At 37.7% G+C, this 13,108-nt stretch carries 11 protein-coding genes; 9 read left to right on the plus strand and 2 right to left on the minus strand.

Features of this window, described 5'->3' with window-relative positions; translation table 11 throughout:
* Positions 1-125 precede the first annotated feature (125 nt).
* The 4 genes from dhaK (at position 126) to H3U49_RS01530 (ending at position 3,118) form a co-directional block, all read left to right on the plus strand.
* Complete coding sequence (gene dhaK / locus H3U49_RS01515; RefSeq protein WP_198179119.1) at positions 126-1,121, plus strand: dihydroxyacetone kinase subunit DhaK; 996 nt, start codon at positions 126-128, stop codon at positions 1,119-1,121.
* 17 nt (positions 1,122-1,138) lie between these two features.
* Complete coding sequence (gene dhaL, locus H3U49_RS01520) at positions 1,139-1,723, plus strand: dihydroxyacetone kinase subunit DhaL (RefSeq protein ID WP_198179120.1); 585 nt, start codon at positions 1,139-1,141, stop codon at positions 1,721-1,723.
* The gene (dhaM, locus tag H3U49_RS01525) at positions 1,720-2,091 is read left to right on the plus strand and encodes a dihydroxyacetone kinase phosphoryl donor subunit DhaM (protein WP_198179121.1); all 372 of its coding nucleotides are present in this window, start codon (positions 1,720-1,722) and stop codon (positions 2,089-2,091) included. Before dhaL ends, dhaM begins: the two co-directional genes overlap by 4 nt.
* A 307-nt stretch (positions 2,092-2,398) precedes the next feature.
* Positions 2,399-3,118 (plus strand): MIP/aquaporin family protein, encoded by a 720-nt coding sequence (locus tag H3U49_RS01530; RefSeq protein ID WP_198179123.1) that lies wholly within the window; start codon positions 2,399-2,401, stop codon positions 3,116-3,118.
* A 48-nt stretch (positions 3,119-3,166) separates the two neighbouring features.
* Here H3U49_RS01530 and H3U49_RS01535 read toward each other — a convergent pair whose 3' ends face one another.
* Positions 3,167-4,060 carry a LysR family transcriptional regulator gene (locus tag H3U49_RS01535; RefSeq protein WP_198179125.1) on the minus strand — a complete coding sequence of 298 codons (894 nt, stop codon included), beginning with the start codon at positions 4,058-4,060 and terminating at the stop codon, positions 3,167-3,169.
* Positions 4,061-4,265: 205 nt separating this feature from the next.
* On the opposite strand from H3U49_RS01535, the gene H3U49_RS01540 reads away from it, so the two are divergent.
* The 5 genes from H3U49_RS01540 (at position 4,266) to H3U49_RS01560 (ending at position 11,061) form a co-directional block, all read left to right on the plus strand.
* Positions 4,266-6,050: an FAD-binding protein gene (locus tag H3U49_RS01540; RefSeq protein ID WP_198179574.1), complete on the plus strand. Its 1,785-nt coding sequence runs from the start codon at positions 4,266-4,268 to the stop codon at positions 6,048-6,050.
* Between the two features lie 12 nt (positions 6,051-6,062).
* Positions 6,063-7,898: an FAD-binding protein gene (locus H3U49_RS01545; protein ID WP_198179127.1), complete on the plus strand. Its 1,836-nt coding sequence runs from the start codon at positions 6,063-6,065 to the stop codon at positions 7,896-7,898.
* A gap of 4 nt (positions 7,899-7,902) precedes the next feature.
* Positions 7,903-9,318: a DASS family sodium-coupled anion symporter gene (locus H3U49_RS01550; RefSeq protein ID WP_198179129.1), complete on the plus strand. Its 1,416-nt coding sequence runs from the start codon at positions 7,903-7,905 to the stop codon at positions 9,316-9,318.
* Between the two features lie 126 nt (positions 9,319-9,444).
* Positions 9,445-10,410, plus strand: a complete 966-nt coding sequence (locus tag H3U49_RS01555) for a N(4)-(beta-N-acetylglucosaminyl)-L-asparaginase (RefSeq protein ID WP_198179131.1) — start codon at positions 9,445-9,447, stop codon at positions 10,408-10,410.
* A gap of 15 nt (positions 10,411-10,425) precedes the next feature.
* The gene (locus H3U49_RS01560) at positions 10,426-11,061 is read left to right on the plus strand and encodes a copper homeostasis protein CutC (protein WP_198179133.1); all 636 of its coding nucleotides are present in this window, start codon (positions 10,426-10,428) and stop codon (positions 11,059-11,061) included.
* Positions 11,062-11,273: 212 nt separating this feature from the next.
* On the opposite strand, the gene H3U49_RS01565 is transcribed toward H3U49_RS01560, so the two are convergent.
* Positions 11,274-13,088 carry an FAD-dependent oxidoreductase gene (locus tag H3U49_RS01565; RefSeq protein WP_198179135.1) on the minus strand — a complete coding sequence of 605 codons (1,815 nt, stop codon included), beginning with the start codon at positions 13,086-13,088 and terminating at the stop codon, positions 11,274-11,276.
* Positions 13,089-13,108 lie beyond the last annotated feature (20 nt).

Genomic DNA, 13,108 nt, shown 5'->3' on the forward strand with positions numbered 1-13,108 from the left:
GCTAGCTAAAGTTTTTTATTTTGAACAAAATATTCAATTTATTGCACCACAAATGGTTTAAATAAAGGTTACTTGGTATAATAGTTATGTAAGCGTTACATTTATTTACTGAAGGAGCTAATTACATGAAAAAAATTATTAATGATCCTGCTAATGTTGTACCAGAAATGGTTAAAGGTATGGTGAGATCTTATCCACAATTTATAACAAAAATAGAAGATGCTGAGGCTGTGATGAGAGCAGATAAAGAATCTATGACTGGTAAGGTAGGTATTGTCAGTGGTGGAGGTTCTGGTCACGAACCTACTCATGCTGGTTTTGTGGGTAAAGGGATGTTAAGTGCAGCTGTTTGTGGAGAAGTGTTTACATCCCCAACGCCGGATCAAATATACGCAGCAATCAAAGCAGTTGACCAAGGTCAAGGTGTCTTTTTAGTAATTAAAAATTATTCTGGAGACGTCATGAACTTTGATATGGCAAAAGATATGGCTGATATGGACAACATCAAAGTTAAATCAATTGTGGTTGACGATGATATAGCTGTTGAAAACAGTACTTTTACGCAAGGTAGACGTGGTGTAGCCGGTACTTTGTTTATGCATAAGATACTTGGCGCCATGGCTCAAAATGGTGCAAGTTTAGACGAAATTGCTGCAGCAGCTAAAAAAGTTTTGCCTAATATTAAAACAATTGCGGTAGCCTTATCAGCTGCTACCAATCCTGAAACAGGCAAACCTGGTTTTGTTTTAAAAGATGATGAAATTGAATATGGCGTAGGCATTCACTCAGAGCCTGGCTACCGCCGTGAAAAAATTAAGCCTGCTAAAGACTTGGTTTCTGAATTGGTAGGTAAATTAAATGATGAAATGCATTTGGATCACAACAAGAAATATGCGGTATTGGTTAATGGCATGGGTGCAACTCCATTAATGGAACAATACATTTTTAGCAATGACTTGCTTGATAAATTGGCGGAGTTTGATGTTAAACCAGCTTTCATGAAAGTTGGTAATTACATGACATCATTGGATATGGCCGGTATTTCGCTCACATTTTTTGAAATAGCTGATGAAAAATGGCTCAAGTACCTTAATCAGCCCGTTGAAACCATTGCTTGGTAAAAGAAGGGAAGAATAATATGGGATTGACTGTAAACAATTTAATTGACTGGATGAATAATTTTTCTGCCAAAATCGAACAAAATAAGCAATATTTAAGTGACCTTGATACAGCCATCGGTGATGGTGACCATGGCTTTAACATGAGTCGCGGGATGATCGCGGTTAGTCAAAAACTTTCCACTAAACCTGAAACTATCACTGACGTATTCAAGCAAATTGCCATGACTCTAATTTCGACGGTTGGTGGAGCTTCAGGCCCGCTGTATGGCACCGCTTTTTTAGAAATGGCCAAGAAAAGCGCTACTAGTGATGACATTGGTGAATTACTGGACGCTGCTTTAGCTGGTATTAAAAAACGTGGCGGTGCTGAACCAGGAGACAAAACGATGGTTGATGTTTGGTCAGTACTCGTACCTGAAGTAAAAGCGCATAATTTAACTCAAGAAAAAATTGATTCTGCTGTAACTGCAACTAAAGATTTGATTGCTAAAAAGGGTCGTGCTTCATATTTAGGAGAGAGATCAAAAGGTCATGTTGATCCCGGCTCGCAATCTAGTGGCTATCTCTTTGAAGCTTTACTAGAAACTAAAGGTATACTATGAGTTTAGGCATTACGTTAGTATCACATGTTCCTGAAATACCTACTGGATTGACTAAACTTTTAGATCAAGTTGCAAAAGATGTATCAATTACAACTGCTGGCGGAACAAATGAAGAAGATATAGGGACTAGCATGGACAAGGTTTTGCAGGCTTTTTCTGACAATAAAGCTGATGAAATTTTGGCTTTTTATGATTTAGGCAGTGCCAAAATGAATATTGAATTGGCTACTGAAATGACTTCCAAAAAAATTCACTTATATGATGTTGCCTTCATCGAAGGGGCATATACAGCAGCCACTCTGATTGAAGCCGGAGTTAATTTATCTGAAATAGAAAAACAGCTTGAGTGCTTAAAAATAAAAAAATAGGTTTAAAACAATATAATATTCGGCTTTGTCCTAATTTTTGGGTCATATCAAAATTTCATAGCTTACTTTTTTAATAAAAATAACAGATGCAAAAATATAGTGGCAATTTTTAAGAAGCAGAATACAAATATGCTAAAAGCAGGAATATTAAATAACAATTATCAAAAAAGGATGCATTCACCATTTTATTTAAAGAAAGGGTTTACACAAGCAAGATTTTATAATATATTTTGTTTGGGAGTAATTTGCTACTAAACATTATTTTAGGTTTATTTAACCTAATAATCGAAGTAGGAGATTTTAAAAAATGAATAATAGCTTATCAATGCAATTAGTGGGAGAGTTCATCGGAACTATCATCTTAGTATTGCTTGGAGATGGCGTTTGTGCTGGTGTCAATTTGAACAAGTCAAAAGCAAAAGGCAGCGGCTGGATCGTTATTTCTTTTGGTTGGGGTTTCGCTGTAACTTTCGGTGTATTTTGTGTTAGTTGGCTTTGTCCGGGACACTTTAATCCAGCGGTTTCATTAGGAATGGCTATTGCAAATAAATTGCCTTGGTCTTCAGTTTTGCCATATATGCTGGCACAGACAGCCGGTGGCTTTATCGGCGGTATCTTAGTTTGGTTAACTTATTTTCCTCACTGGGAAGAAACAACTGATCAAGAGGGCATTCTAGGTTCTTTTGCAACTACACCAGCAATTAGAAACTATATGTGGAATTTCTTTACAGAAATGATTGCTACTTTTGTTTTGGTTTTCGGCTTGCTCGGACTAACTAATACTAAATTGGCAGCGGGTCTCAATCCATTACTGGCAGGATTTTTGATCACAGCGATTTGTTTGTCCTTGGGAGGACCAACTGGTATCGCTATTAATCCAGCTCGTGATTTAGGACCAAGACTTGCTCACCAATTTATGCCAATTGCCAATAAAGGCGGTTCAGATTGGGCTTATAGTTGGGTGCCAGTCTTTGGGCCACTTTTAGGTGGAGTAATTGCGGCATTATTATTCAATGTGATTGCTTAGTTAAAAAGGCTTACGTTAAAAGGACGTAAGTCTTTTTTTATGCCCAAATTATTGATATTCATCTGGTTTAAAATGTCGCAGAATTTCAATCCCTTTGCGCTGATACTTGTTAGGTATAAAGCTTTTTCTCATTGCTATCTGCATGTATGCCCACAATTTTTGACCCGGTTTTAACCGAATGACGTGAATATCAGAAACCTCTTTTAAACTACTTTCCATAGCAAGAGCAATGCCCACATTGCGTTTAACTAATTCTATCATCATTCTCATTGTAGTAGCAGTGTATGAAATCTGTGGCGTAAAATCACCTAACTTCGCTTCCTGTTCCAAACATTCTCTGGTTAAATAGCCTCTTTTGCGAGCGACAAACTTGCGGTTGCGCAAGTCGGAAGCACTAATTTGATGGACATCCCGCCACTTGTCGCTCGTACTGGTAATAATGACTAGTTCGGTTCTTTGCAAGTTATGAATAAAATATTCGGGGTCATTGATAGGAACCATCCACGAATATATTGCTACATCGACGGTACCGTTAGTTAAGTCGGAAAACGCGTTAGCCGATCTTTCAATTCTCGAATCAATTAGATTGGCAATATTTGCTTGATAAAATTTTTGAATAATATCGGCGATGTAAAGGCTACCGGCTTCCCCAGAAAAGGCAAGCCGAATTTTTTTGTCACTAGCATGCATCACATCATAATTGATGCTGGCGATATCCTGCAACAGTATTTTTGCTCTTTTATAGAGTAAGTCGCCGGCATCGGTCAAAGTTATTTTACTTTTACGATTTTTTTGCAATATTAGTGGATCATCGAACTTATCTGCCAGCCGCTTCACTGCCATGGAAATTGTGGGCTGGGTAACATCAAAAAATGCGGCTGTGGTGGTATAGTTACCAGTTTCGACTAATTTACAAAAATATAATAAGTCTTTTTCATTCATGAGTACTTCCTAAATAAATAAAATTTATAAATATATCTAATTAAATTATATTAAATTTAGCTTTAATGTACAATAACAAGTTGCTGTAATAGCATTTTGTATTATGAAAATAAAATATTTTTTTAAAAAATTTAATTAGACTTAAAAAGATGGTCAAGATATATTTACGTTAAGAATAGTTTATAAGAAAGTGATGGTGAAAAATTTGATCTACGATTCAACTCTCAAATGGGACGCCGTTTACGACGTAATTGTAGTCGGATTCGGCGGAGCTGGAGCCGGTGCAGCAAGATTCGCAGCAGATAATAATGCGCACGTTCTGCTCATTGACTCAGCCCCTGAAGGTCATGAAGGTGGCAATACCAGGTATGCTGGTGGTGCTTTTGCTTGGAGCGATAATTTTGCTGATCTGCGTGAATATTATAAGCAAACTTATTATCCCTTTAAGTATGATCCAAAAGATTTAGACGCTTTTGTCAATAATGTTTTGAAGATGAAGGAGTACTCTCAAAAATATTTTGGCATTGAAGCACAATACACCGGCAGAAGACCTCAAGGAGAATATCCGGAATACAAGCATGCAGAAACTATGCGCTCACAAAGCATGACTGCTGGTATGTATAATGGCGGATTCTGGAAATTATTACGTAAAAAAGTTTACGAGCGTTTAGACAAAATTGATGTTTGGTTTGAAAGTCCTGCACAACATTTAATTCAGGACCCCAACACTAAAACCATTTTAGGTGTGCAAATTAAACATCAAGGTATAAATAGAAATGTGGCTGCCAGAAACGGTGTAGTTCTATCATGTGGTGGCTTTGAAAATAACCAAGATATGGTTCAAACATTTTTAGGTCAAGGTTCTTTAGCTCCAATTGGTACTTTATATAATCAAGGTAAAGGAATTGATTTAGCAGTTGAAGCTGGCGCTAGACTGTGGCATATGTCCAACTATGATTCACATGGTTTTTCTTTAAGAGAAGGTCAGCCAAGAGAAAAATTTGCTTACATGATCAACTGGAAGAGCTTGTTTAATGGCAGTATTTTCGTTGCTGGCGATGATGGCACCCGGTATTACCGTGAAGACGAAGAGGACCGTCATGGATACAAATATAACCACGGCAACTGGATTATGCAGCCTAATCAAAATCATCCACATATCATCATGGATCAAAGGCAATTTGAGCAACTAGCTAATGACGATTCAGATAAGGCTGAACAAATTAAGAGCCTGATCACCTATGCCATAAAAGCTGAAACTATTGCCGAATTAGCTGACAAGATTGCCGCACCAAAATTGGCTGAAGCTGTCAGTGATTTTAACTTTTTAGTTAATGAAAAAAAGCGCGATATGTTTTTAAATCGCAAAATTGAAACAATGCGTGCTTTTGGCGCAGGACCATATTATGCTATCCCAATTCGCCACAACATTCTGCACACGCATGGTGGCGCTCGTCGTAATGAAAATTGCGAAGTTTTGGACATGGAGAATAATGTTATTCCTCATTTATATGAAGCTGGTGAATTAGGAGATATTTTTGCTACCAAATATGTTGGTGCAAACAGTATTGCTGATTTGTTAATTTCTGGCAAAATTGCGGGAGAAAATGCTGCATGGCCAAAAAGAAAAATGGCTGAAGTTGATGTAGTTACAGGTGCTTCAGAAAACCCTGATCTAAAATCTGACGCTCATGCTTCTTCAACTGATTTTGAAGCTGGACCCAATCAGGGAATCGGAATTAGTGAAAATGGCATTAATGATGTTCCAATTGTAGTACGCGTCACGATGTCAGGTGATAAGATTTCTCAAATTGAAACACTGCAAGAAAAGGAAACTCCTTATTTGGGAGGCAAAGCAATTCCCGTTCTAACTAATGAAATGATTGAAAAGCAAACTACAGAGGTTGATGCGGTCAGTGGCGCAAGTACAACTAGTGCTGCTTTTAAAGAAGCGGTCAACCAAGCAATTGAGAACGCTGAAAAGCAGTAAAGAAGTGCAAAAATGAAAATCAACGAAAAAACTAAGTGGAATGGTGTGTATGATGTAGTCGTTTTAGGTTTCGGTGGAGCCGGAGGCACGGCAGCTCGTTTTGCGGCAGAAAATGGTGCTCAAGTCTTATTAGTTGACGCTGCTCCTTATGGTCATGAGGGTGGTAACACCCGTTATTCAGCACAGCATGTTGCTATGGCACATGATAGAAAGAAGATTGCTGAATATTATGAGCAGCTGGCAGCGCCATATAATTTTGATCAGAAAACAATGGCTGCTTATCTTGATGGCTTTGTTAATATGCCGCAATACTTTAAAAAGTATTTTGGTATTGATCCTTTTATCTGGTCACGTGATAATCAACCGGGTGACCATTTAGCAAAGAAAAAGAATTTATGTGAGTATCCTGAATATCGCGGCTCTGAAACCTTTGATTTTGCCCTGGTTCATAACCAAGACTTTGATGCTGAACTATGGAAAGTAATTCGTGCTCAAGTCGTCAAAAATGCTGCCAACATTGATGTCTGGCTTAATTCTAAAGCAGAGCATTTATTGCAGGACGAGGCAACTGGTGAAATAGCTGGAGTAACTATTAATCGTAACAAGAAACAATATTATATTCATGCTCGCAAAGGAGTAATTGTTGCTACAGGTGGCTTTGAAAATAATAAACAGATGCAGCAGGATTACCTGCACGTCACTAAATTAACCCCGCTGGGTACTCTCTATAATAAGGGTGATGGGATTAAAATGACTAGTGAAGTTGGAGCAAAAATGTGGCACATGAGCAATTATGAATCATTGGGCATCGTTCCCAGCTATGTAATTGCTGAAGGTGAAAATGAGCGTGGTCGGCAGGTTAGCGGCTGGCAAAATGTCAAATCAGGTGCAATTTTTGCGGTGGCAGACGACGGCACCCGCTTTATGCGCGAAGACGCTAAATTCAGACATGGTCATATAGCTGAACACGGGGACTATTTATTGCCTCACGCTTACGACAATGCATGGCTAGTCTTTGATAATCAGCAATATCAAAAGTTTGTCTTAGAACAAAAGCAAGGAAAGCTCAAGTACGGTAAGTTCTTTGACAAGGTTGTTAGTGCCGGTTCACTGACTGAATTAGCCCAAAAGATGAATGTACCAGCCGCAAATCTGGAAAATACTGTTTTGCAATTTAACGAGTTTGCCACTAACGGCAAGGATTTGGAATTTGGTCGTGCACCTGAGTCAATGACTAGTTTCGATTTAAAAGATGACGTCCATGCAGTTAAATTGGCTCCTGCAGTGCTTAATACCCAGGGTGGACCAGAACATGATGAGTTTGCCCGTGTACTTGATGTCAACAATCAATCAATCAAACGTCTCTACACAGCTGGTGAGCTTGGCGGAATGTGCGTCAATCGTTATCAGGGCGGTGGCAACTTAGCTGAATGCTTGATTTTTGGCAAAATTGCTGGAGAAAATGCTGCCAAGTTAGAGTCAATTGAGTATTCGATTAATTTAACGGGGAAGTTGCCGCGAATTAATGATCTTTTGGATGGTGAAAAGGACGATCAAATTGAGTTGGGACAAAATCAGTTTTTAGGATCTTCTGAAGCAGGTATTGGCGGCAGGATTTTGGTTCGTGTTACTTATTTTGATAATAAAATCAAAAAAATCGAAGTACTGGAAAATCATGAAACGGAAGGAATTGGAGCTGTAGCCATTGACCGTATACCCCAAGAAATGGTAAGCAATAATTCTACGGATGTTGATGCAGTTTCAGGAGCTTCTACCACAACTAATGCTTTAAAGGAAGCCGTGAATGTGGCGATTAAGAAAGCACAAAATAGCTCTAAAGGAGAATAAAGAAATGTTAGATAAAATACAATGGAAAAAGTGGGTTTTGCCACTAGCTATTGGCATTGGCTTATGGCTGTTAACTCCATTAAAACCAGCGGCAATTAACGTTCAAGCTTGGCATCTTTTCGCCATATTTATTGCAACTATAATTGCCTGTGTAACTAAACCATTACCAATGATGGCAACTACTATAATAGCGGTAGTGATTGCTACATTAACCGGTATTTTTAAGATGGAAGAAGTCACTGCCGGTTTTGGTAATTCCACGGCATGGATGGTCGCTATGTGTATGTTTATGGCGGCCGGCTTTATTAAATCAGGTCTTGGTAAAAGAATTGCCTACTTCTTTGTCAAAACTTTTGGCAAGAGAACTTTAGGTTTGGCTTATGCCTTATCGTTAGTGGAAACTGTTTTGGCAATCGGCATCCCAAGTAACAACGCTCGTGTTAACGGTATTATGTACCCAATTATTGATAATTTATCAAGAGAAATGGGTTCAGATCCTAAAAAAGGAACTGAGCGTGACATGGGTTCATTCCTGGTCTTTACAGAATACGAAGTTAACATCGTTACTTCCACAATGTTTCTAACTGGTTTAGCCGGTAACATGGTGGCATTAGGAATAGCAAAGACCCAAAACGTTACTATTTCCTGGATGCAATGGTTTGTAGCTGCAATCGTACCGGGCATAATTTCATTAATATTAGTACCTTTTATTCTATATAAAATTTACCCGCCTAAGATCAAAGAAACACCTAATGCTCATGCTTGGGCAGACAAAAAATTACAAGAATTAGGCAAAATGACAGCTGCAGAAAAAATTATGGGTGTGGTTTTTGTCCTGTCAGTTGCATTATGGCTAATAGGTTCTAAGTTTGGCATTGACGCTACTTTAGTCAGCTTTATTGCAGTTGCATTACTATTGGTATTTGGCGTCATCAATGTTAAGGATATTTTAGGTCAGAGTTTTGCTTGGAACATCTTAACTTGGCTTTCAATTATCATGTTGATGTCTCAAAAATTAATGACTTTGGGCTTTTTCCCTTGGTTCTCAAAGACTTTAGGTAGTGCACTTCATGGTATGAACTGGGTTTTAGTACTGGTAATCTTATTCTTGGTTTACTTCTACCTCCACTATTTATTCCCAAGTGTTTCTACACAAATTTCTGCTCTATATGCAGGATTTCTCTCGATTGCGATTGGTGCTGGAGTGCCACCTATGATGGCAGCGTTAATGCTAGCTCTGGACGGTTCTTTATACTTGTCAACTTCAAGCTATTCGGCAGGTCCTGCCGCTTTGCTTTCTTCAACAGGCTACGTTTCTAATAAAGATTGGTGGAAACTAAGCGCCATAATTGGTGTTGTACTTAACATTATCTGGTTAGTCGGCGGTCTGGTTTGGACTAAAGTTATCGGCATGTGGTAATCAAAAGGGCTTTGATCTTGACTCAAGGCCTTTTTGTTATTCTCTAAATTTTTAGCGTTAGGTAGTTGTTAGTTGAGCGGCTCTAGTTTAATATTATTACTATATTTAAGAAAAAGGACGAACAGAATGAAAAATTGGGCTGCAATATCTACTTGGAGTATGTCATATGATGGGCTGGTAAAGGCCGGTAATCTGCTTAAAAAAGGCGCAAATGCTGGTGATGCTGTTGAAAATTTGATTATGGAAGTAGAATCATATCCCTTATATAAATCTGTAGGTTATGGCGGTTTGCCGAATGAGAATGGTGTCGTCCAAATGGACGCGGCTTTTATGAATGGAGATACCTTGTCTCAAGGTTCAGTAGCAGCAATTGAAAATGTCAAACACGCTGTTTCAGTAGCTAGAAAGTTAAGTTTAAATAAGACTAACAGCTTTTTAGTAGGAGAAGGAGCTACAAAGTTTGCGATGAAAAATGGTTTTGAAATGACCAATATGCTGACAGAAAGAGCAAAGGCAATTTGGCAAGAAAAAGTCAAAGAGCAGGCTCAGCCTGGACTGCACCCTTATGATGGTCATGATACTGTTGGGGCAATAACACTTGATCAAAATAATTCAATGGCTGCAGCCACTTCAACTTCAGGTTTATTTATGAAAAAAGAGGGTCGCATTGGTGATTCGCCTTTGTCAGGGTCAGGTTTTTATGCAGATAGCAATATTGGTGCAGCTGCAGCCACTGGTTTAGGTGAAGATATAATGAAAGGGTGCCTTTCATATGAAATTGTGCGAAAAATGTCAGAAGGTATGTCTCCACAGCAAGCTTGTGATGCTGCGCTTTATCCTTTTTGCCATAATTTAAAACACCGCTATGGTCAGGTAGGAGAAATTTCTTTAATCGCCTTAAATAACAAAGGTGAATGGGGAGTAGCAACCAATGTTGAATTTCCATTTTGCGTTGCCTGTAATGACCAGGATGCAAAGATTTTAATGGCTAATCCTGGTAAAAACAATAAAACCCAAATTGAGCCTATATCGCAAACATGGCTGGATAATTATCAAAAAGAAATCAATGCTCCAGTCGGTGAAAAATTTTAAGAGATGGTTTTTTAGATGCTTAAAGAAGTATGTGTAGAGAATTTTACTAATATTCCGCATGTTATTGAAAATGGTGCTGACAGGATAGAATTGAACAACGACCTTTCATTAGGTGGAACTACACCAACATTTGGTGTCATAAAAAGGTCAATAATTTGTGCTAACAGGGTAAAAATTCCAGTAATTGTGATGATTAGACCTAGAGGCGGCAATTTTATTTATAATGAAGATGAAATTGCTATTATGGCTGATGATATGGCTGTTGCAGCTAAATTAGGCGCTCGAGGAGTTGCTTTTGGCTGTTTAACTGATCAGAATCAGTTAAATCGAGCTCAAATGGAACAGTTAATTGTTTTAGCTCATTCCTTAAATCTTACTGTGGTGATGCATATGGCTTTTGACCAAATATCTGAAACAAGACAAAGAGATGAACTAAACTGGCTAATTGAGCAAAAAGTAGCAAGGATTTTGACACATGGGGGAGATTTGAAATTTCCCATTGAAGCCACAATTACTCACCTTAAGCAGATCCTTGACTGGTCAAACGGAAGGATAGAAATTTTACCAGGTGGCGGTATTACGACTAAAAATAGGGATAAAATAGCTGAAGCATTGCATGTTAATCAACTTCATGGGTCAAAAATTGTCTAGATTGGCCCTGAGAAATAATAAAGTTTAATAGAGTATACTAAAGCACTCTGACCTGTGGTATAATTTTGGCGCATTTAAATTGGTCTCCGATCTATTTGAGCTTGGTAAATAATATCAAGTCTAAGACAAAATTTATACGAAAAAAGGCGTTGAATTCAACGTCTTTTTTGGTCTGGAAATACTTTTTTTCCAGACTTATTCTATAGATATTTTTAAAGATTTTGGATATATTTCTCTGCGTTTTTAGCTGCTTGGCGTCCTGAATTGACGTTGTGTGCACAGGCTGAACCACCTAAAGTTATTGTGTAAACATCTCTATACTGCATGGTTGAATCCATACCGGAAGCATATAAACCAGGAATTTTTTCAAAATCATTGTTTATGACTTCGAATTTTCTGTTAGAACCAATGCCTCCTAGACCAATCAAGTTGGAAGGATCTAATCGAGCAATATAATACGGGCCTTCTTTCATCGAAATAAGCATATCTTGATCTTTATTAAACTCTAGGTCTTTACCATTGTCACAAAACGAATTATAATCATTCACTGTTTTTACTAATACATCTGAAGGAAGATTTACTTTTTCAGCTAATTCTGCTATTGAATTTGCTTTAAATAATGAATTACCTTCGTTTTCTTTTAGTGCTTTAGCTAAAATTTCATCGGCTTTTGCAACATTCTGGGTTAGTTTGTCAAAAATTTCTTGTGTAAATATTTCATATGATACTTTGGTAGCTTTAATTGCCATTCTTTGATAAAGCAAATTATATTTTTTAACATTTTCATTTACAAAACGTCTACCATCTTGATTGACAAAAATTACTGGTCCTCCTGATGGCAAAGACATGAATCCGTTTATTGGATCTAGATACAAATGAACTCCTTCATGTGGGAAAGCTTGAATATAGTTCATCATGAATTCTGGTGATTCTTTTAGCATGTCTTTTGCACCGACTGACATAGCCATTTGATAACCATCACCAGTGTTGCTAGGCATTGAACAGTAATGAATATTCTTTGTTGACCAACCCTGTTGTTCCAAAAGATCAGGGTTATGACCAACACCTCCAGTATCCAATAGGGTTGCCTTTGCATTGATTTTTATATATCCATTTGGTGTTTTGGCATATACTCCTTTAATAGACCCGTTTTCTTCAATAATGCTCGTAGCTGATGTTTCCAGCAGAAATTTTACATTTAGCTCATCAGCCTTCTTTTTCATATAAGGTACGTATCCAACAGATGCAAAACCACCTTTAAACCAATGAAAAGTAGGAAACATGCAAGTACCATGATAATCGTCAACCTTTGTCAATTGCACTCCCAGATTAACCAGCCAATCGATATTAGCAGCAGAATTATTGATTAAATCAACCCAAAACGAACCATCAGCTCTATATTGTCCCAGTTCAGCTTCTTTGGCAATTATGTCTTCTTTTTCAGCGTGTATGCCCGCTGCTTGTTGCATTTTAGTATTAATTCCAAAAATACCTTCAACGCCGCCACCGTTTCCAGCTACAAAACCATTTTTGTCAATAACAATTGTATCCATTTTGAGTTGGCGAGCTTGAACTGCAGCAGCTAATCCAGATATGCCGGCACCGACAATTAAAAAGTCCGTACTATATTCTTTAATAATATGATTTGGCTTTTTTCGCCAAAATGAATAGCTATTATCTAAACGCTTTTTTGTGTTTACCTTTAGTGGTACAACTTTTTGATCAGCTTCAGTTTTAAAATCTTGGGGATTTCCTCCAGCTTGCTCAATTACCTTTTCGACTGCATCTAGTAAACCGTTAACTGAATGTGTTGCTCCTGAGATAGCATCAACTGATAAGCTCTGCTCATTTATAATTTCCTTAGGAATTTTTGTAAATACTGTTTCTTCCAAACTTCCTGGAATCATTGCTTTTTGAGTCTTAATTTTACTAATTTTGTTATTACTTATTTCTACCTTTATTGGCATTTGCTCATTTTCATATTCATGAGCAACAACTTGATAAGTACCTGATGTTAGATTTTTCACTTTAAATAACCCCTTTCAAT

This window comes from Lactobacillus sp. W8174 (assembly GCF_016100975.1).
Lineage (GTDB): Bacteria > Bacillota > Bacilli > Lactobacillales > Lactobacillaceae > Lactobacillus > Lactobacillus juensis.

Excerpts from the sequence above, each read along its gene's own strand:
- dhaK (WP_198179119.1), top strand. The coding sequence starts at position 126 with ATGAAAAAAATTATTAATGATCCTGCTAATGTTGTACCAGAAATGGTT.
- dhaL (WP_198179120.1), top strand. The coding sequence starts at position 1,139 with ATGGGATTGACTGTAAACAATTTAATTGACTGGATGAATAATTTTTCT.
- dhaM (WP_198179121.1), top strand. The coding sequence starts at position 1,720 with ATGAGTTTAGGCATTACGTTAGTATCACATGTTCCTGAAATACCTACT.
- H3U49_RS01530 (WP_198179123.1), top strand. The coding sequence starts at position 2,399 with ATGAATAATAGCTTATCAATGCAATTAGTGGGAGAGTTCATCGGAACT.
- H3U49_RS01535 (WP_198179125.1), bottom strand. The coding sequence starts at position 4,060 with ATGAATGAAAAAGACTTATTATATTTTTGTAAATTAGTCGAAACTGGT.
- H3U49_RS01545 (WP_198179127.1), top strand. The coding sequence starts at position 6,063 with ATGAAAATCAACGAAAAAACTAAGTGGAATGGTGTGTATGATGTAGTC.
- H3U49_RS01550 (WP_198179129.1), top strand. The coding sequence starts at position 7,903 with ATGTTAGATAAAATACAATGGAAAAAGTGGGTTTTGCCACTAGCTATT.
- H3U49_RS01555 (WP_198179131.1), top strand. The coding sequence starts at position 9,445 with ATGAAAAATTGGGCTGCAATATCTACTTGGAGTATGTCATATGATGGG.
- H3U49_RS01560 (WP_198179133.1), top strand. The coding sequence starts at position 10,426 with ATGCTTAAAGAAGTATGTGTAGAGAATTTTACTAATATTCCGCATGTT.